Here is a 25232-nt window from a genome sequence, read left to right on the forward strand (position 1 = left end):
ATACCTACCCTTGTATTCTTTGCATGGATTTCGAGTACGGAAACACCCGCCCGCGTTATCCCGGGCGGGTGTTTCTGCTTCCCGCGCTGTGTGGAGTTCAGCTACAGGAGGCTTGTTCCGATTTCTCTGCCGATTTGTCGGAGCAAAGTGGCGGAGAGGTGAGGGTCTTTGGAGGAGTCCAGATCGGTGTAGTCCGCCAAGGTGTAAACCCGGGTGAGGGCCATTTCAGACCATCGCTCCTTGGGAAGCAGTGACCGGCCCGCGACAGCGATGATGGGGCGGGTGCCTGACCGTCGCGCAACAGCGGCGGGCAGTTTCCCTGCCAGGGTCTGCTCGTCGATGCTGCCTTCGCCGGTGATCACCACGTCGCAACTGTCCTTGCGGGTGTTGAAGTCCAGCAGGTCCAGGAAGTAGTCGGCTCCGGATACCTGTTTGGCGCCGAGCAGCAGGCAGGCGTAGCCGATGCCGCCGGCGCTTCCGGCGCCTTCATGTGCTGCCTGTGACTCCGCGTCGGCGAATCCGGCTTCGGCCATTTTGGTCACGAAGTGCCCCAGACTGTCGTCGAGGAATGCGACGTCCTCCGCTGTGGCACCCTTTTGTGGGGCGAAGACCGCGGGTGCGCCGTTGGGGCCGCGGAGGGGGTTATGGACGTCGCTCGCGACGACGAGTTCGGTGTCCTGCAGTTCCGGGAGCGCGGTGCGGTGAACGGACTGGATCTGTGCCAACGCTCCTCCGCTGCCGTAGAGCTGGCGCCCTTCGGAGTCGTGGAAGCTGTAGCCCAGGGCGGTGAGCATTCCCATTCCGCCGTCGGTACTGGCGCTGCCGCCCAGTGCCAGGACGATCTTTGCAGGGTTAAGGCTGAGCGCGAACAGGACGGCTTCGCCGAATCCGCGGCTGGAGGAGTTCAATGCCTCCAGTTTGCCTTCGGGCAGCAGTCCGAGTCCGCAGGTGTTGGCCACCTCGACGACGGCGGTGGTGCCGTCGAAAGCGATGCTGGACGGTACGGGTTGGCCGGTGGGGCCGGCAACGGTGTAGCTGTGGCGAGTGAAGCCAGAGGTGACGGCGGCGTCGACGCTGCCGTCACCTCCGTCCGCCAGGGGAAGCAGTTCGCACTGAACCGCTCCGGCCGTGCCTGGGACGTCAACGGGGGAGCGAAGCCCTGTTGCCAGGGCCTGCGCTACCTCGCTGGCCGTGAGGCTGCCCTTGAACTTGTCGGGGGCGATAAGGATCCGCACGGTCTTGGGGGCAGTAGTTGTGCTCATGTTAGTTAGACAGTCTCCGAGTGGATGGGACGAGAGCCCGCGGGGGCAAGCTCGGCAACCGGGCCCGCGTGCTTGGAAACAGCTTCCTTGGGCCCATGGTGTCCGTACTCGGTGAGGTCGTCATCGATGTCAACGACTTCATCCAGGTGGATCGGGTCCTCGGAGGGCATGGGCTCCACGGTTTCACCGGCGAAGACGCGGCGGGCACGATCAGCGTCGAGGGTGCGGTCCCACCAGGCGATGAAGAGGGTTGCCACGGCGTTACCGGTGAAGTTCACCAGGGCGCGGCATTCGGACATGAACTTGTCGATGCCGAAGATGAGCATGATGCCCGCAGCCGGGATGGTGCCGAGGGTGGTCAGGGTGGCGGTGAGGGCGATGAAGCCGCCACCTGCAACGCCCGCGGCGCCCTTGGAGGTCAGGAGCATGACGGCGAGAAGGCCCAGTTGTTCACCGATGGACAGGTCCGTGTTGGTGGCCTGGGCGATGTAGAGGGCGGCGAGGGAAAGGTAGATCGCAGCGCCGTCGAGGTTGAAGCTGTAGCCGGTGGGGACGACCAGGCCTACGGTTTCCTTCTTGACGCCGGCGTGCTCGAGTTTGCGCATCAGGCCCGGCAAGGCAGGTTCGGCGGTGGAGGTGCCGAGGATGAGCATGTATTCCTCTTTGAGGTGCCGGATCATCGTGAAGATGTTCAGCTTCAGGAAAAGCATGATGGAGCCGAGCACGATCACCACGAAGAGGATCGAGGTGATGTAGAACAGGGCGATCAGTCCGCCCATGCTGGTCAATGATGAGACGCCGAACTTGCCGACGGCGTAGGCCATGGCGCCGAAGGCACCGATCGGGGCGGCTTTCATGATGAAGCTGAGGATCTTAAACATGACCCCGGTGAGGCGCTGTACACCGTCCAGGACGGGGGCGCCGACCTTGCCCATGGCGTTCAGGGCGATGCCGAAGATGACGGCGATGAAGATGATCTGCAGGATGTTGCCCTCAACGAAGGGGGAGACCATGCTTTCCGGGATGATGTGGGTGAGGAACTGCCACCATTCCTGGTTCGCGCCGGCGTCGATCAGCTTCGCGGCGGACTCGGAGGTCTCGATGCTGCCAGCATCTGCGTTGACTCCATCGCCCAGCCGGAAGATGTTGATTGCCACGAGACCGAAGATCATGGCCAGGATGGTGCCGACCTGGAAGTAGGTAAGGGCCTTCAGGCCCGTCATGCCCACCTTCTTCAGGTCCGCGACACTGGCGATGCCGCCAACGATGGTCAGAAAAACGATCGGGCCGATGAGCATCTTCATCGCGTCCACGAAGGTGGTCCCGATGGGTTCCATGGCGATGCCGACGCTGGGTGCGAGCCAGCCGACGAGAATGCCGATAACGATGGCGGTCAGTACCCAGAAATACAGTTGGCGGTACAGAGGTGTTTTGCGGGCCGCCGAGGCTGTGCCGGCGGTAGTGATGTGGTCCATGATTCCTACCTCGTTGTGGAATGTAGCTGGAGGGTGCTCGATGAAGATGGGCATGACGGAGTGGACGGCGGCGGTGTTCTGCCGCCGTCCACTCCGGGCTATGTACAGACCGCCGGGATCGTCCCTGGCCGGTCGCGCGTTCTGGCTAGACGGCGGCCAGCGTGTTGGTCAGGGCCTTGATGATTGCCTCGGTGACGTCTTCGGTTTTGGCATTCCCGCCGACGTCGCGGGTGAGGTGGCCGGAACCGGTGGCAGTTTCGATGGCGGCTTCAACCTTGCGTGCTTCCTCGTGAAGGCCGAAGTGGTCCAGCATCAGGGCAGCGGAGGCGATGGCGCCGATCGGGTTGCTGATGCCCTTCCCGGCGATGTCCGGAGCGGAACCGTGGACCGGTTCGAACATGGAGGGGAAGCGGCGTTCCGGGTTCAGATTGGCGCTGGCTGCCAGGCCCAGGCTGCCGGCAAGCGCGGAGCCAAGGTCCGAGAGGATGTCGGCGTTCAGGTTGGACGCCACCACCACGGACAGGTCCTCGGGCTTGAGGATGAACTTGGCGCTCATGGCATCCACGAGGACGCTTTCGGTCTGGACGTCCGGGTAGTCCAAGGTCACGCGGTTGAACACTTCGTCCCAAAGGACCATGCCGTACTGCTGGGCGTTGGACTTGGTGACCGAGGAGACCTTCTTCACGGTGCGGGTCCGGGCCAGGTCGAACGCGAAGCGCATGATGCGCTCACAGCCCTTCTCGGTAAACAGTGCGGTCTGCAGGGCAACCTCGTTGCCGGGGCCACGGCCGCTGAGGTTCCGGCCACCGAGGCCGGCGTATTCGCCTTCGCTGTTCTCGCGGACAACTACCCAGTCAAGTTCGGTGTTGTCAGCCTTGCGCAGCGGGGACTGGACGCCCGGCAGGAACTTCACGGGGCGGATGTTGGCCCACTGATCGAAGTTCTGGGTGATGTTCAGGCGCAGGCCCCAGAGGCTGATGTGGTCCGGGACGTTCTCCCAGCCGACCGCGCCGAAGTAGATCGCATCGAAGTTCTTCAGCGTCTCCAGGCCATCGTCGGCCATCATCTTTCCGGTTTCTGCGTAGTAGCCGCAGCCCCAGGGGAATTCGGTCCAGTTGAAGGCGAACTTGCCGTTGGAGTTCTCGGCCAGCGCGTCCAGGACGCGGCGGCCTGCAGAGACGACTTCCTTGCCTACGCCGTCGGCGGGGATGGATGCGATGCTGAATTTCTGGGTGGCGCTCATGTGCCTACCTCCTCGTTGAGTTTTTAGCAGTGAGCCTGTTAGCGGGGTCACACTGTTCTTCCTCTTCAAGTAGACGGCCTGCTTCTATGCGGCGTCCAAGACCAAGATTCGATACGGCATATAGGCTCCGCCTATCGATGCCGCGGGGGCCCAGCGGCAGCTTCGGGGTCCGGGGAGGCGTGGAGTTCTGCCACCGTCAGGAAGGCCCGGGCAGCTGGCGTGAGGTCTTCCTTCCGGCTGAGGATCGCGACGTCCAAGTGGGAGACGGGCTCTATCAGCAGGGTTCTGAGTCCTATTTTGTGGGCCAGGGGTGCCCAGGATGAAGGCATGACGGCGTGCCCCACGCCCGCGAGCACAAGGGGGAGAATGGAGGTCCGGTGGGCCACTTCGACAACGATTTCGGTGTCGACGCCGTGGGCCAGCGCGTCATCGACCAGCCAGCGCATCAGGGATCCGCGCTGGCTGGCGATGAGCCGGTGGCCGCCCAAGTCGTCGCGTTGTATCGACGTTCCGTGGTTGAAGGTGTCGGCTTGGGGGTTGACGATGAGTATCAGGGGCTGGCGTTCCAGCTCAAGGACCTGGACTCCGGGTACCCGGATGGGTGTAGGGGAGCCGGCGAGGCCGATTTCCGTGCTGCCTGAGCGGACAGAGTCAATAACTTCTTCCGGTGTGAAGGCGGCGCTGACATTGAGCCGGACAGAAGGGTGCAGCCGGGTGAAGCCGGCGATCATGGACGTCAGCGGCTCGATGCCGGGGGAGGGCATGGAAATGATGTCCAGCCGCCCACTTCGGATTCCGCGAAGCGCCTGGACGGCCGAGGCCGCCGCATCGAGATCTCGCATCACCAGTCTGGCCGGTCCGACGAGCTCTTTGCCCGCTTCGCTGAGGACGGCGCGGCGGCCGATGCGATGAAACAGCGGGACGCCCAGGTCTTTTTCCAGACTCGCGATGGTCTGTGAGAGCGAGGGCTGGGCGATTAGTAAATGCTCGGCCGCGCGGTTGAACCCGTTGTGATCAACCACGGCCAAAAAGTACTTCAGCTTTCGCGTATCCACGCAGCTCCTTCAACGGGTTTCGAGCCTGGGGTTGTGGCGACAACGCCCTTGAGCGGCCCTCTGCGGGACGAGGGTCAGGGCGTAAATAGCCTACGCCTATCAGCCGGATTGCTTCTAAGTCTTGGACGCATCCCCAACCAGTGGCTCTAATGGAACGACACAACAGGCACTTCAGGAGCCGCAACTGCCCAAAGGTTTAGGCGGTTCGCCCGCCATGCATCATCACGTGGCGGGGATAGGCGTACGAGAACGTTCCGCGGACGGCTGCGCCACGTTCCAAAACGAGAAGAACGTGGTCCCTTCTACGTTTGCTGCAACAACGAGTTCAGTGGCAGCTGCCAGGGGGCCGCGTCCGGAGGAAATGGCCGGTGTTAACCCGCCATCCTTCCCGCCAAGGAAACGGCACAACGAACACACTCGACGGTCATTTGAGCATCGACCTTGATAAAACGAAGGGCCACGGCATGTATATCTCGAATCCCGGCACTCCCCACTCCATGCTCTCCAGCCGCCTGCGCAAGGAAATAGGCAACTGGCGCGAGCTAACCCCTGGTGACACCGTCGTGCTCCTGACATCGGATAAGCGCAACCCACGGATAACGGGACGTGTGGACGACATCTCCGCTGACGGGTGGTACTTGTGGCTGTTGCAGGACAGCGGCGCCGGGCGCCGCCTGCTGGACCGGACCGAGGGATACACCACATTCCTGGACTCAAATCCCTAGCGGGAAAGAAACAACCCTGCCGCCGGTCATGCCATACCGACCAGCCCCGCCCGGGTAAAGGCTAAACCCCGCACTGCCCCACGTCTCGCCGAGCAGGCAAACATTATCCGGCCACTGGCAGGAACCGGCAGTGTTCGGGACAGACTCACGCTGGTGGGTGCACTTGGATCCCGGTCGACACCATTCTGATGTCGTGTGGGACACCGGAACGCTCCATCCCTCGCCCGTGTGGCGGCCGCTCTGTCGTGAACGCATCGCTGATAGTGACGCATGCCTTCCGAGCTTGCTGTGTAAACAGCAGAAATTAAGACCCGGCGCGGGCCCCGTCTCTCGGGTGCGTGTTGCGGTTCCGCGTGCCCGCGCCGGGAAATTCATCGCTCCGAGATTCCCCCTTTGGATGGCTGTTCCGGTTGTGATTTTGTTGCTATTGGCCAATACCGGTCACACCGATCATGATCGGGACGATGCTGACGATCAGGATGGCACCAAGGATGTCAAAGGCGAATCCGGTGCGGACCATGCGCGTGATAGGAACAGCGCCCGAGCCGTAGACAATGGCGTTTTGCGGGGTGGAGACCGGCAGCATGAAGCCGAAGGATGCGGCGAACGTTGCTGCCAAGGCAGGAACAAGAGGGTCTACCCCCATGGCGACACACAACGGGATGACGATGGGAACAACGACGGCGGCAGATGCAGTGTTGCTGGTTGTCTCCGAGATGAGGATGGCCAGGACTGCCGAGAATGCGGTGATCGCTACGACGCTGGTGACTCCCAGGTTATCGGCGGCAGCATTGCCTATCGTTTCGGCAAGACCGGTGGACGAAAGAAGGGCGCCGAAGATGATGCCCGTACCGAAAAGGAGAATCGTTCCCCAATCGATTTTCGCTGCGTCGGCCCACGTCAGGGTTGCGCGGCGCTCCTTCCAGTTGGTCGGAAGGATAAACAGCAGGGAAGCGCCGATCACGGCAACGATGCCTTCGTCCAGCCGGTTATCGAGAAAGGTGTAAATTTCGGAATCCGGGCCGGCGATGAGGCTGGCGAATGCCGGGAGCAACCACAGTGTGACGGTCAGGCCAAAAGCGATAAGAGTGTTGATCTCCGCCCGGGACATCTTTCCCTGCTGGTTCTTCTGCTCCCGGATGAACTCATCTACGCCGTCAATCCGGCGGATCTCCGGTTTGTTGAGGAGGAACATGGTGAGAGCCAGCACCGCAAACATCGCAACGCAGAGCGGGGCCACGGTGGCTGTCCACTGGACGAAGGAAATCTGAACACCGGTTGCTTCCTCTATGAGTCCGCGGCCGATCAGGTTCGGGGGCGATCCTACAGGGGTCAGGAGGCCACCGACGCTGGCGCCATAGGCAAGCATCAGCATCAGTGCTGCGCCCACGCGAAGACGCAGCGGGTCGAAATCGGACTTGACGACGCCGCGGTCCTGCATCAGTTGTCCGATGACAGCCAGGATGCCCAGGGCGGTCGGCATCAACATCGCCACCGTGGCGGTGTTTGAAACGAACGCGGACAGCAAGCAGGTGATTACGCCGAAGGCGATGATCACGCGGTAGGTGGATTTGGCGATACCGGGAATGGACAGGACGGCGAATGCCAGCCGTTGAGCGATGCCGTGTTTGAGCATGGCGGCAGCGAGGATGAAGGCGCCGATGAAGGTAAAGATGGTTGTGGAGCCAAAGGGTCGCAGTACGTCACTGGCAGGTGCCACGCCGAGCAGGACGATAGCGGCGACACCGATGAGCCCGCCTACTGGGATGGGTACGGGTTCGCAGATCCAGAGGATGATGACGCCCAGCAAGACGGCTGCTAACAGTTGCTGCGTGTGGTCCATCCCTGTGGGAATAAGCGCGAAAATAATTGCTACTGCCGGCGCCAGGAAGAATCCCAGAGTCTGCCGGGCCCGCTCGAATTTTTCTTCCCGCGGAGAGAGCTTCTGCTCGCTCAAACTCCTGAAGGTTTTACCGCCCAGTAAGGCGGCTCGAACATCCGTCCTTTGAGGTGAGGAATCGGCCGCTGAGGATGCCGTTAGTTTGCTGGACATCGTCGTCCTTTCATCGTTGGGTTTGAACCAACTGTGCATCCGTGACCCGAATCACGTCCAAGACGGATTCCCTACTGACCTGATAGGAAAAACCGATCTCAGCCCCCCACCGGCGACCCTTCGACCAGCGCTGCCTCACTGGGGCAAATAGATACGCGTCCCGCCACTGCTTGGACCTAAACCAACACTGCACCAGGGGAACCAACCCGTGCTTGCTGATCAAGCGGGCGCAACCGGTGGCGACATTGATCCATCCATGGCTGGGGTCAATTCAGGTTATCCACGGCTGGAAGCGGGAGCCGTTGGGTAGCTCCCTGGCAGCAGCAGCGGTGGATAAACTATGAAAGTTTCTTCGTATTTTCACGAGCAAACCACGTTGCGCATCGTGTTCTTTGGACGAGGATTGTCGGCTCGTTAGGGATCGTGTCGGTGACGGTCGAAAACTGAGCCATTGTGACGGTTGAAAACTGAGCCACCCGTTCCAAACGATTGGGTGGGTGATCACAGTGGAGGATTGGGCGCTTATCCGGCCGGTTGCATCTGGCCGAGGGTGAGTCGATGAGATCGATAGCGGCGCGGTTGGGAATCTCCCGGAACACCGTCGCGAAGGCTGTCGGCGCTGACGGTCCGCCAACGTATGTGCGCGCACCGCAGGACTCCGGGATCAAGGCGGTGGAACCGGCCATTCGTGCGCTGCTGTTGGAGAACCCGCGGATGCCGGCGACAGTGCTGGCCGAACGGGTTGGATGGTCCGGGTCGCCGGCGTGGTTCCGTGAGAACGTGGCCAGGATCCGGCCGGAGTATGCCCCGGCGGATCCTGCGGATCGGATCACTTACCAGCCCGGGGATCAGGCGCAGTGCGATCTGTGGTTCCCAGAGGTGCGGATACCTGTCAGCACCGGCAAAGCCAGGGTGTTGCCGGTGTTGGTGATGGTGTCTTCGCATTCACGGTTCATCATGGCCCGGATGACCGGAGACCTGCTGGCCGGGATGTGGGAGCTGCTCGAGTCCCTGGGCGCGGTTCCGCGGCGGCTGATCTGGGACAACGAAACCGGCATTGGCCGGCGGAACAGCTACGCCGCCGGCGTCGCGGCGTTCGCGGGGGTCCTGGCCACCCGGATCGTGCAGGTCAAACCCTATGATCCGGAGAGCAAGGGCGTGGTGGAGCGGGCCAACCAGTTCCTGGAGACATCCTTCCTGCCCGGCCGGGTCTTCGCCTCTGCCGAGGACTTCAACAACCAGCTCGGACAGTGGCTGCCGAAGGCTAATGCCCGGCTTGTCAGGCGGACCGGTGCCCGCCCGACGGAGTTGCTCGCTGCTGACAAAGCGGCCATGCTGGCGCTGCCACCGATTCCACCGGTCACCGGATTCACCGCGCGGGTTCGGCTCCCGTGGGACTACTACGTTCGGATGGGATCCAACGACTACTCCGTCCACCCGCAGGCCATCGGCCGGTTCGTCGACGTCACCGCCGACCTCGCAACCGTCACGATCAGTCTGGACGGCAGATCGGTCGGGACCCACCCCCGGTCCTGGGGCACCGGTCTGACCATCACCGACCCGGACCACGTCGAGGCAGCAAGGGCACTGCGGAAGGCCTTCCAAACCCCTCATCCGGTTGGCGAAACCACCGGGCTGCGGGACCTGGCGGACTACGACCGGGCGTTCGGGGTTGTTGACGGGCAGGTCGCCTGATGCCAGCGGCTAAGGAAACCATCGGTCAGATCGAGTACTACTCCCGGGCGATGAAAGCACCCCGGATCCGTGAAGCAGCAACCCGGCTCGCGGACCAGGCCCGTGAAGGCGGCTGGACCCACGAGGAGTATCTCGCCGCTGTCCTGTCCCGGGAAGTCGCAGCCGGGGAAGCCTCCGGCGCTGAGATCAGGGCCCGGGCGGCCGGGTTCCCGGCCCGTAAATCACTTGAGGACTTCAATATCGATCACCAGCCCGGCCTCAAACGCGACACCATCGCGCACCTGGCCACCGGCGCGTTCCTCACCGAAGCGTCCAACATCGTCCTGCTCGGACCGCCCGGCACCGGCAAAACCCACCTCGCCACTGGGCTGGGCTTACGGGCTACCCAGCTCGGTCACCGTCCTGTTCGCCACCGCCATCGACTGGGTCGCACGGCTCCAGGCAGCCCACCAGAACGGCAGGCTGCCCCAGGAAAGAGCCGCATTGGGCGGGGTAGACCGCCGGATTGACGGAAGGACGCCTCAAAGTTCCGCACCATCCGCGCATTCCATTTGACCCCGAAGAAGCAATATACAAAAGGTTCGATTTGATCTTGCGGTGATAGCCTGCAGCTAACATTCACCTGCCGAAGTGCTCAGTTCCTGGCTGGCTATTCTTCGCTGGTTTGGCAACAGGTGATGAAGCGTTCGACAAGGGGTTCCTGCCCTCCGGAGCGGACCACCACGGACAGCTCTACCAGATCCACGCGCCTGCGCAGTTCCCGCCAAACAAGCCCTTGTGGCTGGTACCTGACCGAAGACTCCGGTGCAAGCGTGACCCCCAGCCCGCATCGGACCATGGCGAGCTGGGAATTGATGGAATTGGCATAGTGCTGGGCTTCCGGGCTGAATCCGGCCTGGCGGCAAGCGGCAACCAGTTCGTCATGATAGTCCGGGGAAATGTGCCGGGGCAGCCACACCCAGGGTTCGTCACGGAACTCCGCGAGGCTGACCGGCCCTTCGCTGACCGAGAGTGGATGGTTTTCGGGCATGGCCACCACAAAATGATCCCGGCGCAGCGGCACCGAGCTCAGGCGCCGGCCCGTGGCGGTCTGTCGAATAACTGCAACGTCCAGCTCCCTGCGCTCCAGGGCATCGCGCCCATGGTGGGAGTCAATCTCCCGGACATGCAGGTCCACGAGGGGACGCGACGCGCGGAACCTCTGCAAGATCAGTGGCAGCGTCTCACTGAACGCCGAGGTGACGGCACCGATGCGAAGTGTGCCGGACAGGCCGCCGTTGGCCAGCGTCGCCGCATCACGGGCACGTTCCGAAGCCCCGACCAGCAGCCTGCACTGCTCCAGGAACACGTGCCCGGCCTCGGTCAGCAGAACGCTCCGGCTTGACCGGTTCAACAGCGTAGTTCCCAACTGGCGCTCCAGCTGGAGAATGGCCTGGCTCAGCGGCGGCTGCGACATGTTCAGCCTGTCTGCTGCACGGCTGAAATTCAGTTCTTCGGCAACAGCGATGAAGTACCGGGCCTGTCGTACTTCCACCATCTTATCTAGTCGCCCTTCGTCTTCTAGCTATATGCAGTCAGACCTTCACTCTATCAACCGTGTCCGGTCTACTTGAAGCATGACCGATTCAAACACTTCCCTGCTTGCCGGGTACGCGGAGCTTGACTCCGCTGCCGTATCGGACGCCCTGGACGCCCTGGACCTGCCGCCTGGCCAGGCCGGTTTCCTGCCCGTCTGGGGACACCCGAAAATTGTCGGCTTTGCCGTCACTGTCCAGCTCGAGCCGTACATCCCCGGGCCCTCCGGCGCCCACATCGGGTCCGCTGCCGTTGCTGCGGCCTCGGCCGAGAACGTGATCGTGGTGAACAACGAAGGCCGCACGGACGTCTCGTGCTGGGGCGGACTCCTGAGCCTCGGCGCCGCCCTGAACGGCGTGCGGGGTGTGGTGGCCGACGGTGCCTGCCGCGACGTCAACGAGGCCCGTGACATGGGCTTCCCCGTTTTCGCCAAGGGACGGATCCCGGCTACGGCCCGGGGCCGGCTGCAGCAGCGCTCCACCGGTGAACCCGTGCAGTTCGGCAACGTCACCGTCACCCCCGGGGATGTGGTGTTCGCCGATGAGACCGGCGTTGTCGTGGTCCCCCGCGCCCACGCCGAAGAAGTCCTGGACAGGGCACAGGCCGTGGCAGAACGGGAACGCGGCATTGCCGCGGACCTGCGCGCCGGCATTCGACTCCATGAAGCCATGCGCGACGCGCGCCTGGCAGGAACCACCGAAGGACACTGATGAACACCACTACTGACATCGCGGCCCGGCTGAAGGCAATCCCCACTGCATCCATTTCCGATGCCATGGATTCCCTCAGCCTCCACGGCACCCTCCACGGTCTTGCTCCATTGACCTACGACTTCCGCATCGGCGGCCCCGCCTTCACCGTCCAGTACGAACCCGCCGGCTCCGAACGCGGCAGCGTCGGCGACTTCCTGGACGACGTCCCGCCGGGCGCCGTCGTGCTGATCGACAACCACGCCCGCACCGACGTCACCGTCTGGGGCGGCATCATGACCGAGATCGCCGCCGCCCGCGGCATCGGCGGAACCGTCATCAACGGCGTGTGCCGGGATCTGAACGCGGCCCTGCGCCAGAACTACCCGCTGTTCAGCCGGGGCAGGTTCATGCGCACCGGCAAGGACCGCGTCCGGCTGGTCGCCGTCAATGCCCCGGTCACCATCAACGACGTGGAAATCTCGCCGCTGGACATCATCTGCGGCGATGCCGACGGCGCCCTCGCTGTTCCCGCCGGGCGCGCCGAAGAAATCGCCGAGATCGCAGAACGCATCGAAGACGTAGAGGCCCGGATCGTCGAAGCGGTCAAGGCAGGATCGACCCTGGTCCAGGCCCGCGCCGACCTCGGCTACCACAACCTGCAGTGGAGGAAAGCATGAGCAACGCAGCAGGAGGACACTCCGCAGCCACCCTGTACGAAGCAGCCAAACTACCCTGCGCCTGCGACCCCGGCCTGAAGGCTGCCTGGGCCGGAGCCAAAGTCGCCGGCCCGGCGTTCACCGTCCGCGGCATCGGCGGGGACAACCTCGCCCTCCACAACGCCGTGCTCGCCGCACCTGCCGGCAGTGTCCTGGTGGTTGACCTGCAGGGCGCCGCCTACGGCCACTGGGGCGAAGTGCTCGCTGTCGCCGCACAGCACCGCGGCATCGCCGGGCTCGTTGTCGACGGCGGTGTCCGCGACTCCGAGGAAATGGGGGCCATGGACTTCCCCGTCTTCGCCCGGCACGTCACCGTCGTCGGCACAGGCAAGGACTACCCCGGCGACATGGGTTCCCCGGTCCGTGTCGGCGGCGTCGTGGTCCACACCGGCGACCTGGTGGTCGGCGACGCTGACGGCGTCGTCGTCCTGCCCCGGGACTCCGCCGCAGCCATCATCAGCCGCGCCGACCAGCGCGTCGCCGACGAACAGCGCATCATCGCCGATATCAGGGCCGGCAAAACCACCCTGGAACTCTACAACCTGCGCGCCGAAGGCACCTTCACCGCCCGCTAACCCCCTTACTGGACCGGGGCAGGGGAACGCTTCCCCGGCCATTGCCCGAAAGAAATCATGGAAACTGCAGCCACCCCACGCCCCCGTACGGCCGGTTCCACCGCCGTGGAACGGATCATCAGCAGCAGCAGACGGCCCAAATCCCTCGGCGCCAAAACGCCCGGCGCCATCTCACTGGCCATGGGCGAACCGGACACCGGCACCCCTACAGCCATCGTCGAAGCAGCTGTCACCGCCTTGACCTCCGGCCGGACCCGCTACGCACCCATGGCCGGCTCCCCAGAACTGCAGCACGCCGTCGCGGAACACACCTCGGCCAAGTACGGCCGGCCCACCATGTCCGAGGAAATCGTGCTCACCCACGGCGGCAGTGGCGGCCTCGCGGCAACCATGCTCGCCCTGGTCAACCCCGGCGACCGGATCCTGATCCCCGAACCGACCTACTCCCTCTATTCCGACCATGCGGCCATGATCGGCGCGGAGGTCATCTGGGTACCCAACCTCCATGACGGTTCGCTGGACCTGGACACCCTCCAGCAGGAGGCGCCCACCGCCAAAATGATCATCCTGTGCAACCCCGGCAACCCCACCGGCCGCGTCTACCCCGGCAGCGACCTGCACCGGCTCGAACAGCTCCTCCAGGACAACCCCGGACTGCTGCTCCTCGCCGACGAAGCCTACGCAGACATCATCTTCGACGGCGGCGCCTTCACCTCCGCGCTCACGCTGGCTAACGCACGGGAGCAGATCATCTGCTGCAGCACCTTCTCCAAGACCTACGCCATGACCGGCTGGCGGCTCGGCCACGTTGTAGCGCCGGTCCGGCTGGCAGAGAAGATCAACACGATCCACCGCACCATCAACGGGCCCCTGGGCACGTTCATCCAGGACGCGGCACTGACGGCCCTGGAAATGCCCCGCTCCGATCTCCGGGCGGCAGCACTGTCCTATCAGAAACGCCGGGATATCGTGGTCGATTTCCTGTCCGGGCTTCCCGGCGTTGAGATGCTGACGCCCCAGGGCGCGTTCTACGCCTTCCCCAGGATCACCTCATCCCTCACCTCGGACGAAATGACGGCGCGCTTTGCTGAGGCCGGGGTACTTGTCCGCTCGGGTAGCGAGTTCGGACCAACAGGCGAAGGCCACATCCGGATTTCCTTCGCCACGGACCTCGAAAGCCTCCAAGAAGGGCTTGCCCGCTTCGTATCGGCCGTTAAGGAAATGGTATGAAGCGCAGGGCGATGATAATCAGGCCAGCGCACCGTGAGAGACCGGGCAGCATCCGTCACGACGATCAGCCCCCGGGACCTTAAACCCCTCCTGACGCAGACCCCGGCACTGGGATAGCCCGCCGGGCGCCCGCGCCGATGAAAACTCCATGACTTTAAGGAAGACCCTTGACCACTAACACCCTGACCAGGCACTGGATGGAACTGACCATCGACGGCACCGGCGTGCGGCTTTCCTGCATCAGCCGGAAGGGAGCCGGGATGCCCATCGTGTTTCTTCACGGCTTTGGCTCCACCAAGGAGGACTACGCGGACGTGGCACTGCATCCTGCCTTCGCCGGCAGGCCGATTTTCGCCTACGACGCGCCTGGCTGCGGCGAGTCCGAATGCTCTGACCTGGACCGGATCTCCATCCCCTTCCTGCTCAAGACCGCCCTGGCAGCACTTGATGAACAAGGCATCGACAGGTTCGACCTCGTGGGGCATTCCATGGGCGGGCTGACCTCCCTGATGCTCGCGCACCAGGCACCGGAGCGGGTAGCCAGCTTTACTGACATCGAGGGAAACGTCGCACCGGAGGACTGCTTCCTCAGCCGCCAGATCTTCCTGCACCCGCACGAGGACCCGGAAGAGTTCCTTGAAGACTTCATCGCCCGGAACTGGGCAGCTCCCTTCTATTCAAGCCCCCTGTACGCCACCAGCGTCCGCTACAAGGTACGTGCCGGGGCTGTCCGCGGAATCTTTGAATCCATGGTGGACCTCTCGGACAACGCAGACCTGATGGCGAAGTTCCTGTCCCTGCCGCTGCCGCGGATGTTCATGTACGGCGAGCAGAACAAGACCCTCAGCTACCTGCCCCACCTGGCCTCCAACGGCGTGGCCCTGGCGGAAATCCCGCACAGCCGCCACTTCCCCATGTACTCCAACGCTCCGGAAATGTGGCGCAGGATCGCGGCCTTCCAGGCACGTGCCTATGAAGATTCACCTTCTGCGGAGACCGCGTGCGCCTGACTCAGCGGCCGAACATGGGTTTGGCGGCACAGCGCGGCCGGCGCCGAAACCCAGGTGGCCTGACCTGCGGAAAAGCCCTCGTGGAACGGTAGTTCTCGCGGCTACTTCCACTCCCGTGGTCTGATTGCCGATAACCGGCCTTTCGTCCAGGTAAGTGGCCAAGGGAGTCCTCGACCGCGGGTGATCGCCTGGTGTCGTTGGTCCGACACATACAATCAGGAGGGCGCCTCGAGTACGTGGGATTTTATCGGCCTGCCGCGTAGCTGCCTTGGCTTGGTCCTGTACATGCTTTCCGAGCAACGCATGAAATGGGTGAAGACGACGTCATCCGCAACTTACATCCTCGTTCGTCCGTCCCTTGGGTTTTCGCGTTCACCACTTCATGGTCGCTAGGGCCGCTTACAAGATGATTGCTGATTATTCGTTGGATCGACCGAGGGTTGCGGCCGGTCCGGAATCTCCGCTCTGATACCTGTTCATGCAGGAATGCGGAGGGAACGGCATGACACGGCGTCTCTGAAGCCCAGGGGGACATATGCGCTGTTATCGGCGTTTGGGCAGCGAATTCCCGGTGACAGTTGAAGTCTCTCCCATCGCGCAAGCCTTCGGAACAGAGGGTCGCCGGCCGGGGCTTGGCTCCTAGGAAATCGCCAGCCGAGCTCGCACTCAGGAATGATGAGCTTCGTCGCTAATTTAAGAGACATGCCATCAACGTGACACAGCCTGCGAAGCCCGTAGCCGTAATTCCATTAGAACAGCGGCCAGGGCACTGCCGGCATCTCACCGCTCGGAGCCGGAAACCGCCCTGCCAAGCGCAACCGGGCGCAGCGCGTGGCGAGCGATGCGATTTCTTCGGCGCTGAGCAAGTCCGCCAGGTTTCGGCCAAGCCCACCGAGCAGTCCTTCGGTGACACGATCGATGCCGTCGCGTTCCTCGGCGGTCAGAGCGTCTCCCAGCCATCCCCACAGCACCGTGCGCAGCTTGTGGTCACGGTGGAAGGTGAGCCCATGGTCCACGCCGTGCCGGTGTCCGTCCGTCATGGCAAGAATGTGGCCGCCTTTGCGGTCGGCGTTGTTGACGACCATGTCGAACACCGCCATGCGTCTGAGCGCTGGCGAGTCTTCGTGAACGAGGGCGACCATCCGTCCATTCTCATCCTGACCCTCGAGGACCTGTTTCCAGCCGATCTCCGGCACGTGGTCCGTTGCGACCAGGTTCACGGCGCTTTGGGCGGGGTCTTGCTCCTGCCAGAGCTGCACCATTCCTTCGCCCATCGGACCATCGCGCAGCCAGGTGTGCGGCACGACGTCCCAGCCGAAGACCTGCGAGACCAGGTAGGCGGCCACCTCCCGGTGAGCCAGGGTGCCGTGGGGAAAATCCCATAGCGGACTTTCTCCTGCTATCGGCTTGTAGACGACCACCACGTCGCCGATGCTGCCCAGAAATGTAGCGTTTGACGCCGTCGTGATGCGGCCGGTGAGCGTCAGCTCGGTGGTCACTAGGTCCGGCGCTGGCATCAGACCTCGGGAAGGGTGCAGATGTGCCCGTCGGCGTCTATGGGGTAACCGCAGAGCGAGCATGTGGGACGCCCGGCGCCCACGATCTCACGGGTGCGCTTGGCGAATGCGCGGGCGGTGCCGACCGGCATTCGCACCAGCAGCATTTCGGGCTCGTTAGCGCCGTCCTCGTCAATGGAATCATCGTTGTCATCAGCATCGACATCCGTGATGGGGTAAGCCTCTATTACGACCTGGGCCGTGGTTGGGTCCCACCCTAAGCTCATGGCGCCGGTGCGAAAATGCTCCTGAACGGCCTCGAGCTGGTCATTGTCGACAAGTTCAATTGGAGTACTCGTGGGAACGCTGAAGGGGTTGCCCTCGACGGTGATGAGCTGATCCAGAATTTCGTCGATCTTCTCCGCGAGCAGCGCCGACTGCTGCTTCTCCAGGGCAATACTCACGATCTGCGTCCCTGCGCGCACCTGCAGGTAGAACGTGCGCGCCCCCGGAAGGCCGATGGTGCCAACGACGACCCGATCAGGCCAGGCAAACTCGTGAACACGTGTAGGCATGTCAGTATTTTAGCCCCATGAGGTTCATGGCGCCTTTTGCCCTGCCCCGCCGCCCACCGGCGCATCGCCAGAGTGGATGCCGTTCGACAGCCATGACAGATCACCTGCGTCGGTGTTGGTCGCGTAGACGCTCGGCCGACTAGCGCCGTAGCGCACGATCGATACGGAGGCGGGGCCCACGTTAATACGCTGGAACAGGTCAAGGTGCATGCCGAGCGCGTCGGCGAGGATTGACTTGATGATGTCACCGTGGCTCACCGCCACCCACACGGCCCCAGGCCCGTACTCGGCTTCGAAGGCTGCATCGTGGCGTCGAATCGCTGCCACCGACCGAGCCTGCATCGCGGCCATGGATTCACCGCCGGGAAAAACGACGGCGGACGGTTGAGACTGCACAACCGGCCACAAATCCTCGGTCGCGAGATCACTGAGCGTGCGGCCCTGCCACTGGCCGTAATCGCACTCGGTGAGATCGAGATCGACCGGCGCGTATGGCGTACCAGCCTGGCGGTCGAGGATGAGCCGGGCGGTCTGCTGACAACGCTCAAGAGGGCTCGACACCACCCCGACTACGGGCACGGCCGCGAGCCGGTCTCCGGTCAGAGCCGCCTGGTCGCGCCCGACCTTGTCCAGGCTGACGCCGACGGCCCGACCGGCCAGCAGTCCAGTGGCATTGGCTGTGGTGCGGCCGTGCCGCACGAGAATAACTGTCGCCATCCCCCCAGCCTAGCCACCCGCTCGATGGCGGTGTGGGTTCGGTTGCACTCCACGATCGGCCGCACTACGGCCATCACCGCACCCAGGGCATCCTGGATGGTTTCAGCATCCGCCGGCCCCGCTCGAGAGCTGCAGCGCGAGATCCGTCTTTCAGTCCTGCATCGTCCCGGACAACTGACGGACGTCGAAATCCTGCAGGGGATCCGGCCCTGAGTCCATTGCATCGGTTCGGTCAGTGACAACGATGGCCGCTCCGGTAATCTCCCCTTCGTCGAGCTGACGGAGCCCTGAGGGAACCAGCAAGGACAACCGGATTTCGCTGCGGTTTCTTGTACTCTCGAGGAGAACTCCCGTCAGTATGGTCCCTAGCTCGGACGTTGATATCACCAGATTCTGGCCGGAGAATTCCCGGTCGGTTCCCGGAAGGTCGTCGCCCTGTACCGAGAGCACGCCGGCATCAGAGCTGTACCGCGCTTCGATGCCTTCGCCTGTGAGCGTGAAACTCCTCATCTGAATCTTCCCCTTTGAGAACAAAGCCCGTAATCCCACTACACTTTGTTGGCGTTACTGCGCCGTTACAGAGGCGCGCACGCCGGAAATTAGACCCCAGACCGGAAGGTGAGGCGAACGGTCCAAGCCCGCCGGGTGCCTACGCTCCACTGGCACTTGCGCCTTCATGTTGCGGCGGCCATCCCAAGCCAGCACCACAATAAGGGAAGAGCCCAGTTCCGTTGGAACTGGGCTCTTCCCTTATTGTGGTGTTCGATATCTCTTAGGCAGTAATGCCGCTTGGTTCCCGCGTTAGGGTGAGATCCTGGACGGCCTTCTGCATATGGCCTTTGATGGCCTGCTGAAGTCCGCTCCGGTCCCGCGCATCGAGCAAATCCAGGAGGTTCTGGTGTTCCTGCACCAGCACATCAATGCGGGGATACGCGACTTCCAGGCTGAGGATACACATTCTGGATTCCGCGGCGAGTGTCTCGTAAATCCGGATCAAACGCGTGTTTCCAGTGCCTGAAACAAAGGCGGTATGAAACTGCATATCCAGCCTGGCGATCGCCTGCCAGTCCGAAACCGCAACCTGCTTTGCCATGTCCCTGATGATTCCCTTGAGCTCCCGACACGTATCCGCGACCTGTTCTTGACCGTAGTCGAGCAGAATGTGGGCAGCAGCCAGTTCCACCGCTTCCCGTACGGCGTAGATCTCTTTAATGTCCTCCGTTGAAAGCTCCAGCACGAACACGCCACGATTACGCTTGCTGACCAGGATTCCCTCCTGGCACAGGCGCTGCAGAGCTTCCCGGAGGGGACCCCTTGACGTCTTCAGCTGGCTTGCCAGCGCGGATTCGTTCACCTGCTGCCCAGGGCTGAAAGCCCCTTGGACGATGAGCTCCCGGAGTTGGTCAGCGATAAGCTGCGCCGTGGGCCGGCCCTCCAATACGAACATTCCCTCCGGTGCCGCCATTGACATCCCCTCATTTCATGCTTCAGCAAGTTGAATCTATTAGACCGCTATTGCGGTGTATTTGTACTCCAGGAATTCTTCGATCCCGATCTTTCCGCCTTCGCGGCCCAGACCCGACTGCTTGACGCCTCCGAACGGTGCCGCAGGATTTGAAACAAGGCCGGTGTTCAGTCCGACCATGCCTACTTCCAGTTCTGCGGAGAAGCGAAGGGCCTTGTCCATGTTCTCAGTAAACACGTAGCCAACGAGACCCCACTCGGTGTCGTTGGCGAGGCGGAGGACTTCATCTTCGCTGTCGAAGGGGGTGATGGCTGCTACCGGACCGAAGATTTCGGTGTTCATCAGTTCGGAGTCGATGGAGACGTCGGTCAGGACGGTGGGGGTGTAGAAGTATCCCGGTCCCTCCGGGCGGGTTCCTCCGGTGAGGATGCGCGCGCCCTTGGAAACCGCATCGGCCACGAGGCTTTCGACCTTGTCCAGGCCTTTGTGCTCGATCAGCGGACCCACCTCGGTTCCCTCCAGGGCCCCGTTGCCTACCCGCAGTTCGGAGATCTTCTTAGCGAACTTGCCGCCGAATTCTTCTATGACCGAACGGTGCACGAAGAAACGGTTCGCCGCGGTGCAAGCCTCACCCATGTTCCGCATTTTGGCCTTCATAGCGCCGTCGACTGCCTTCTCAATGTCCGCGTCAGCCAGGACTATGAACGGGGCATTTCCACCCAGTTCCATCGAGGAACGCATGACGTTGTCGGCCGCCTGGCGCAGCAGGATCTTGCCCACCTGGGTGGAGCCGGTGAAGCTGATCTTCCGGGCAATGCCACTGCTGGTCCAGGTTTCCACGACGGCGGAGGCGCGGGAGGTGGTGACGACGTTCAGGACGCCGTCGGGAAGGCCAGCCTCCCTGAAGATCTGCACCAAGGCGAGGGACGTCAGTGGTGTCAGCTCGGCAGGCTTGAAGACCATGGTGCAGCCGGCCGCGACGGCGGGCGCTATCTTCCGGGCACCCATGGCCAGCGGAAAGTTCCACGGCGTGACCAGCACGCAGGGGCCGACCGGTTCCTTGGTGATCATGATGCGCGTATTGCCGTCAGTGGAGGTGGCGTGGTCTCCACCGATGCGGACGGCTTCTTCGGAGAACCAGCGAAGCATTTCGGCGCCGTAGGCCACTTCACCCTTTGCCTCGGCTAAGGGTTTGCCCATCTCCGCGGTCATGATTGCCGCCAGGCGATCGGTGCTGGCAATCACCAGCTCAAAGGCGCGGCGCAGAATGTCAGCCCGTTCGCGGGGTGTGGACTTGCCCCACGCCCCCTGGGCCCGGGCGGCAGCCTCTATCGCTGCGCGGGCTTCTTCGGGGCCGCCGTCTGCTACGTGGGCGATGATCCCGTGGGTGGCCGGATTTTCCACCGGGAAAGTGGCGCCGCTGGCGGCCTTCTGCCAGACGCCATCGATGAACAGTTCCGTGTGAAGATCTGAGGGGTCGAATGAGGAGCTCATGTCACGCTTTCAGAAAATGGTAGGAGAGATATTAGGAGGTGGCTGTCTTCAGCGCCTGGGTGAACCTGGTCAGACCGGCTTGGATCTCATCACTGCTGACGTTAAGCGCTGGGATGATGCGGACGACGTTTCCGTGCGGACCGCAGGTGAGGAGGAGCAGTTCTTCCTTGATTGCTGCTTGCTGGACAGCCAAGGCTGTGGCGGCATCAGGCGTGTTGTCCGCAGTGGTGAATTCGATGCCCTGCATGAGGCCTCGGCCGCGGACATTGCCGATGACCGTGAATTCTGTCTTGAGCCGGTCAAGCCCTGCCCGCAGTTCATCGCCCCGGACCAGGGCATTCTCGACCAGGTTCTCGCGTTCAATGACACCCAGGGTTGCGACGCCGGCTGCGGCCGCTACGGCGTTTCCACCGTAGGTGCCGCCCTGGGAGCCCGCCCACGCCTTGCCCATCAGCTCGGTGGAGGCGGCGATGGCCGAGATGGGGAAGCCGCTGGCGAGTCCTTTCGCGGTGATCACGACGTCGGGGGTGAGGCCTGCCCAGTCGTGGCCCCAGAACTTTCCGGTCCGGCCGACGCCGGCTTGGACCTCGTCGAGGATGAGCACGATGCCGTGGCGGTCAGCGCGTTCCCGCAGGCCTTGGAGGAAGGCCGGGGGAGTGGGGATGTAGCCGCCGTCGCCCAGGACGGGTTCGATGATGAAACCGGCTGTGTCTGCCGGGCTGCTGATGCTCAGCAGGAGGTGGTCCAGTTCCTTCAGGGCGAAGTTGACTGCCGTTTCCTCATCCCAGCCATACCGGTAGGCGTGTGGGAAGGGTGCGATGTGCACGCCACCCATCAGGGGGGAGAAGCCTGAACGGAACTTCGTACCGGCCGTAGTGAGCGAAGCAGCGCCCACGGTCCGGCCGTGGAAGCCGCCGTGGAAGGAGATGATGTTCGGCCGCCCAGTGGCCATCCGGGCCAGACGGACCGAGGCTTCCACTGCCTCGGAGCCGGACGTGGCGTAGAAAACGCTGTCCAGCCCCGAGGGCAGGAACTCTCCCAGTTTTTCCGTCAGCTCAAGCAAGGGCTTGTGCATCACCGTTGTGTACTGGGCATGGACAATCTTGCCCACCTGCTCGCGGGCTGCCGCTACGACGTCGGGGTGGCAGTGACCTGTGCTGGTAACACCGATTCCAGTGGTGAAATCGAGGTACTTTTTGCCGTCGGTCGCGTGGATCCAGCTGCCGAGAGCATGGTCGACGACGACTGGAGTGGCCTGCTTGAGGAGTGGACTGAGAGTTGCCATGGGCTTCATACTTTCTGAGGAACTGTAGATTGTCAACAATAGTCTATGTTGTGGGGATTAGGACTTCAGGTGCTCTTGTCATATCGACTTGAAGCGTTGAGGACGCGCAAAATCGAGGCCGTCGAAGGAGCGCTTGCCCAGGGCTTCGCATGCGGCGATTTCGCCGAATCCGGTGGCCATTTTGAAGCCTTGGCCGGAGAAGCCGGTGGCGAAACAGATTTTGCTCTCTTCGTTGACGTGGCCGATCAAAGGCTTCCCATCTGAGGTGAAGAGGTCCGGGAAGGCGTCCGAGCGGACAATATTGGGGAACAGCCCTGGGAAGAACTCGGTGACCGTCTCCATGGTTTCCGAGATTTCCGCGGATGTTAGGTCGCGGGGGACCGAATCCGCGTTGGGTGTGGGTCCGCCACGTCCGTCCAGGGTTGCCTTGACTGTGGCGCCGTCGACGGCGGGTGCGCCGTACATCGAGCGGTCCCCGGAGATTCGGATGAAGACGGGGAACTTCTCGGGTGAGAACTCCGATGCGTCCCGGGCGACGAACCAGGTCAGGAAGCACCGTTTGGTCTCCGTTGCCGCCTTCAGGTAGTCGGGCATAAGCCGCTGGGACCAGCCGCCGGAGGAAACGATGACGTTCTCGAAAGTCCAGGATTTGTCGCCGGAGGTGATGATGACGCCGTCCGCGGTTTCGGTGATGCTGTCGATCGGGGTGTTGGTGTGGACGGTCGCGCCGTTGGCTTGGGCGGCCGCAACCGCCGCCGTGACTGCACGGTCGGTGCGTAGGGAGCCGGCGTGGGGGTCGTAGACGGCGATGTCGTCCGGGCGGAGGTTGTGCTGCGGGTAGCGTTCGGCCATGGCTTCGCGGCTGAGGATTTCGTGGTCCGCGCCGTTGGCCCTGGTGGTTTCCAGCAGGGCCGTGAGGTAGGGGCCGTCTTTGGTTCCGATGGAGAGTCCGCCGCAGCGGGTCAGGATGTTTTGGCCTGTTTCGGCTTCGAGTTCGGCCCAGAGCGTGCGGGAGCGTTCCAGGATGGGGTGGAGGTCTGGGATCCCGCGGTAGATCATGCGGAAGAGTCGGGTGTCACCGCCGACGGCGCTGCGGGCGTGGGCGGGTGCGTGGGCCTCGAATCCGGTGACGGAATCGGACAGGCGGGAGGCTTGCCAGAGTGCCATGCTGCCGATGCTGCCCAGGCCGATGACTGCGAGTTTTCCGTCCACCTCAGAGCACCTGTTCCAGGAAGGCCTGCGTCCGGGCTTCTTTGGGGTTGGAAAGAACCTCCCGCGCGTCGCCGCGTTCAACGATGTAGCCGTCGTCCATGAAGATCAGGGAGTCTGCTACTTCGCGGGCGAAGCCCATTTCGTGAGTGACGACCACCATGGTCATGCCCTTCTTGGCGAGTTCCTTCATGACGGCGAGGACTTCGCCGACTTTTTCGGGGTCCAGGGCGGAGGTGGGTTCGTCGAAGAGCATGATCTCGGGGTCCATGGCCAGGGACCGGGCGATCGCGACGCGCTGCTGCTGCCCGCCGGAGAGCTGGGCGGGGTAGTAGTCCCCGAACCCGGCCAGGCCAACACTGGCGAGCAGCTCGTGGGCACGCTTGGCTGACTGTTTCTTGTCCGCACGCTTGACCAGGACCGGTCCGGACATGATGTTTTCGTGTGCGGTCATGTTAGGGAACAGGTTGAAGGACTGGAAGACCATGCCGACCCTCGTGCGCTGCTCAGCCAGTTTTTTGGGCGGCAGTGCATGATAGGCGGTGTCGGTTTCGTAGTAGCCGAAGTCTTCGCCGTTGACTTTCAGGACTCCCGAGTCGACCGTCTCCAGGCCGTTGATGCAGCGCAGGACGGTGGATTTACCGGAGCCGCTGGGTCCGATGATGCAGCAGATCTCGCCGCTGGCGATGTCAAGGTTGATGTCTTTGAGGACTGTTTTGGGTCCGAAGGACTTTCGGATTCTGCGGGCGTGAATGGTGCCGTCGGTACTCATCGGGCGATACCTTCCGGGTCGGTCAGGACAACTTTTGTCTTCCGGGGAAGCCTTGAGGAGGAACGCGAGTATTTTTGCTCGAGCTTGGATTGCGGGTAGCTCAGCAGGAGGGTCATCACGAGGTACCAGAGACTGGCGACGATCAGCAGCGGGATGGTCTCGTAGGTGCGGGCGTAGATGAGCTGGGCGCTCTGGAGCAGTTCGGCGACGCCAAGCACGCTGACGAGGGAGGTCTCCTTGAACATGCCGATGAACTGGTTTCCGGTCGCGGGGATGATCGAGGGCATCGCCTGGGGGATGATGACCTTGCGCATCTTCATCGCCCCGCTCATGCCCAGCGAATCTGCCGCCTCGATCTGGCCTTTACCGACCGCGGAGAACCCGCCCCGGACAATCTCTGCCATGTAGGCGGCCTCGTTGAGTGTCAGGCCAATGAGAGCAGCCGTGATGGGCCCCATCAGGGCGTTCGTGTCGATTGCGGTGCTGATGTCGGTGAACGGGATTCCGATGGACAGGTTCGGATAGAGGGCGGAGATGTTGAACCAGAAGATCAGCTGCACCAGGACCGGGGTGCCCCGGAACAAGGTGATGTAAAGCCCCGCGGCGATGGAGACCGGCTTCACCTGTGAGGAGCGCATGATCGCCAGGCCCAGCCCCAGCAGCGTTCCCAGAGCCATGCTCGCCAGCGTGAGGAAGATCGTGAGCATCAGGCCACGGAGGATGGACTCATGGGTGAAGTACCTGGCAACCACACCCCACTTGAAGTTCGGGTTGGTGAGGACGGAGATGAGGATCCCGATGCCGGCGAGAATGCTGAGGACCCATCCCGCGTACTCGGAGGGAGTCCGAAGCCGAAGCCGTGGCTTGAGGGCTGCATCAATGCTACCCATCGTTGTCCTACTTTCTTTGTTAG

At 62.9% G+C, this 25232-nt stretch carries 22 protein-coding genes and 2 pseudogenes; 8 read left to right on the top strand and 16 right to left on the bottom strand.

From position 1 onward, the window contains the following. Positions 1-101: 101 nt before the first annotated feature. The 4 genes from J2808_RS18095 to J2808_RS18110 form a co-directional block, all read right to left on the bottom strand. Positions 102-1262, bottom strand: a complete 1161-nt coding sequence (locus tag J2808_RS18095; RefSeq protein WP_309819415.1) for a glycerate kinase — start codon at positions 1260-1262, stop codon at positions 102-104. A 5-nt stretch (positions 1263-1267) separates the two neighbouring features. Beyond that, on the bottom strand, positions 1268-2737 hold the full coding sequence (gene dctA, locus J2808_RS18100) for a C4-dicarboxylate transporter DctA (RefSeq protein ID WP_309819417.1): 1470 nt from the start codon (positions 2735-2737) through the stop codon (positions 1268-1270). 145 nt (positions 2738-2882) lie between these two features. Then, entirely contained in the window at positions 2883-3980 is a 1098-nt protein-coding gene (locus J2808_RS18105) for a tartrate dehydrogenase (RefSeq protein WP_309819419.1), read from the bottom strand. Between the two features lie 131 nt (positions 3981-4111). Then, positions 4112-5035 (bottom strand): LysR family transcriptional regulator, encoded by a 924-nt coding sequence (locus tag J2808_RS18110; RefSeq protein ID WP_309819421.1) that lies wholly within the window; start codon positions 5033-5035, stop codon positions 4112-4114. 464 nt (positions 5036-5499) lie between these two features. Between J2808_RS18110 and J2808_RS18115 the strand changes: the two genes are divergently transcribed. Beyond that, positions 5500-5760 (top strand): hypothetical protein, encoded by a 261-nt coding sequence (locus tag J2808_RS18115; protein ID WP_309819424.1) that lies wholly within the window; start codon positions 5500-5502, stop codon positions 5758-5760. A 424-nt stretch (positions 5761-6184) separates the two neighbouring features. On the opposite strand, the gene J2808_RS18120 is transcribed toward J2808_RS18115, so the two are convergent. Beyond that, the gene (locus J2808_RS18120) at positions 6185-7717 is read right to left on the bottom strand and encodes an SLC13 family permease (protein WP_309819425.1); all 1533 of its coding nucleotides are present in this window, start codon (positions 7715-7717) and stop codon (positions 6185-6187) included. 593 nt (positions 7718-8310) lie between these two features. Between J2808_RS18120 and istA the strand changes: the two are divergent. Both istA and J2808_RS18130 read left to right on the top strand, forming a co-directional pair. Next, positions 8311-9508 (top strand): annotated as a pseudogene (istA, locus tag J2808_RS18125) (IS21 family transposase). Beyond that, positions 9508-9994, top strand: a pseudogene (locus tag J2808_RS18130) (ATP-binding protein); the annotation flags it as partial. The pseudogenes istA and J2808_RS18130, both read left to right, overlap by 1 nt. A gap of 163 nt (positions 9995-10157) precedes the next feature. Here J2808_RS18130 and J2808_RS18135 read toward each other — a convergent pair. After that, positions 10158-11045, bottom strand: a complete 888-nt coding sequence (locus J2808_RS18135; RefSeq protein ID WP_309819429.1) for a LysR substrate-binding domain-containing protein — start codon at positions 11043-11045, stop codon at positions 10158-10160. A 79-nt stretch (positions 11046-11124) separates the two neighbouring features. Between J2808_RS18135 and J2808_RS18140 the strand changes: the two genes are divergently transcribed. From J2808_RS18140 to J2808_RS18160, 5 genes are all read left to right on the top strand, one after another. Continuing rightward, positions 11125-11793 carry an RraA family protein gene (locus J2808_RS18140; protein ID WP_309819431.1) on the top strand — a complete coding sequence of 223 codons (669 nt, stop codon included), beginning with the start codon at positions 11125-11127 and terminating at the stop codon, positions 11791-11793. Then, positions 11793-12452, top strand: a complete 660-nt coding sequence (locus tag J2808_RS18145) for an RraA family protein (protein WP_309819433.1) — start codon at positions 11793-11795, stop codon at positions 12450-12452. Before J2808_RS18140 ends, J2808_RS18145 begins: the two co-directional genes overlap by 1 nt. Beyond that, a complete protein-coding gene (locus J2808_RS18150; RefSeq protein ID WP_309819434.1) occupies positions 12449-13066 on the top strand; it encodes an RraA family protein in 618 nt (205 codons plus the stop codon). The genes J2808_RS18145 and J2808_RS18150 overlap by 4 nt, the downstream gene beginning before the upstream one ends. 57 nt (positions 13067-13123) lie before the next feature. Further along, positions 13124-14296, top strand: coding sequence for a pyridoxal phosphate-dependent aminotransferase (locus J2808_RS18155; protein WP_309819436.1), 1173 nt, complete (start codon positions 13124-13126; stop codon positions 14294-14296). A 167-nt stretch (positions 14297-14463) separates the two neighbouring features. Continuing rightward, positions 14464-15306 carry an alpha/beta fold hydrolase gene (locus J2808_RS18160; protein ID WP_309819438.1) on the top strand — a complete coding sequence of 281 codons (843 nt, stop codon included), beginning with the start codon at positions 14464-14466 and terminating at the stop codon, positions 15304-15306. A 749-nt stretch (positions 15307-16055) separates the two neighbouring features. On the opposite strand, the gene J2808_RS18165 is transcribed toward J2808_RS18160, so the two are convergent. The 10 genes from J2808_RS18165 to J2808_RS18210 all read right to left on the bottom strand — a co-directional run bounded on the left by J2808_RS18165 (position 16056) and on the right by J2808_RS18210 (position 25209). Beyond that, positions 16056-16823 (bottom strand): SCO1664 family protein, encoded by a 768-nt coding sequence (locus J2808_RS18165; RefSeq protein WP_309819440.1) that lies wholly within the window; start codon positions 16821-16823, stop codon positions 16056-16058. After that, entirely contained in the window at positions 16823-17377 is a 555-nt protein-coding gene (locus J2808_RS18170) for a DUF3090 domain-containing protein (protein ID WP_309819443.1), read from the bottom strand. The genes J2808_RS18165 and J2808_RS18170 overlap by 1 nt, the downstream gene beginning before the upstream one ends. A gap of 24 nt (positions 17378-17401) precedes the next feature. Further along, positions 17402-18094 (bottom strand): MSMEG_4193 family putative phosphomutase, encoded by a 693-nt coding sequence (locus tag J2808_RS18175; RefSeq protein ID WP_309819445.1) that lies wholly within the window; start codon positions 18092-18094, stop codon positions 17402-17404. Between the two features lie 150 nt (positions 18095-18244). Next, a complete protein-coding gene (locus tag J2808_RS18180) occupies positions 18245-18604 on the bottom strand; it encodes a hypothetical protein (protein ID WP_309819448.1) in 360 nt (119 codons plus the stop codon). 262 nt (positions 18605-18866) lie between these two features. Next, positions 18867-19559 carry a GntR family transcriptional regulator gene (locus J2808_RS18185; protein ID WP_309819450.1) on the bottom strand — a complete coding sequence of 231 codons (693 nt, stop codon included), beginning with the start codon at positions 19557-19559 and terminating at the stop codon, positions 18867-18869. A gap of 39 nt (positions 19560-19598) precedes the next feature. After that, a complete protein-coding gene (locus tag J2808_RS18190; protein ID WP_309819452.1) occupies positions 19599-21053 on the bottom strand; it encodes an NAD-dependent succinate-semialdehyde dehydrogenase in 1455 nt (484 codons plus the stop codon). A 31-nt stretch (positions 21054-21084) separates the two neighbouring features. Then, positions 21085-22338, bottom strand: coding sequence for an aspartate aminotransferase family protein (locus tag J2808_RS18195; RefSeq protein WP_309819454.1), 1254 nt, complete (start codon positions 22336-22338; stop codon positions 21085-21087). Positions 22339-22416: 78 nt separating this feature from the next. Beyond that, positions 22417-23550, bottom strand: a complete 1134-nt coding sequence (gene solA / locus J2808_RS18200) for an N-methyl-L-tryptophan oxidase (protein ID WP_309819455.1) — start codon at positions 23548-23550, stop codon at positions 22417-22419. Position 23551: 1 nt separating this feature from the next. Continuing rightward, positions 23552-24319 (bottom strand): amino acid ABC transporter ATP-binding protein, encoded by a 768-nt coding sequence (locus J2808_RS18205; protein WP_309819457.1) that lies wholly within the window; start codon positions 24317-24319, stop codon positions 23552-23554. Next, the gene (locus J2808_RS18210; protein ID WP_309819459.1) at positions 24316-25209 is read right to left on the bottom strand and encodes an amino acid ABC transporter permease; all 894 of its coding nucleotides are present in this window, start codon (positions 25207-25209) and stop codon (positions 24316-24318) included. Before J2808_RS18210 ends, J2808_RS18205 begins: the two co-directional genes overlap by 4 nt. Between the last annotated feature and the right edge of the window lie 23 nt (positions 25210-25232).

Origin of the sequence: Pseudarthrobacter sulfonivorans, assembly GCF_031454915.1 — a bacterium.
GTDB classification, from domain to species: domain Bacteria; phylum Actinomycetota; class Actinomycetes; order Actinomycetales; family Micrococcaceae; genus Arthrobacter; species Arthrobacter sulfonivorans_C.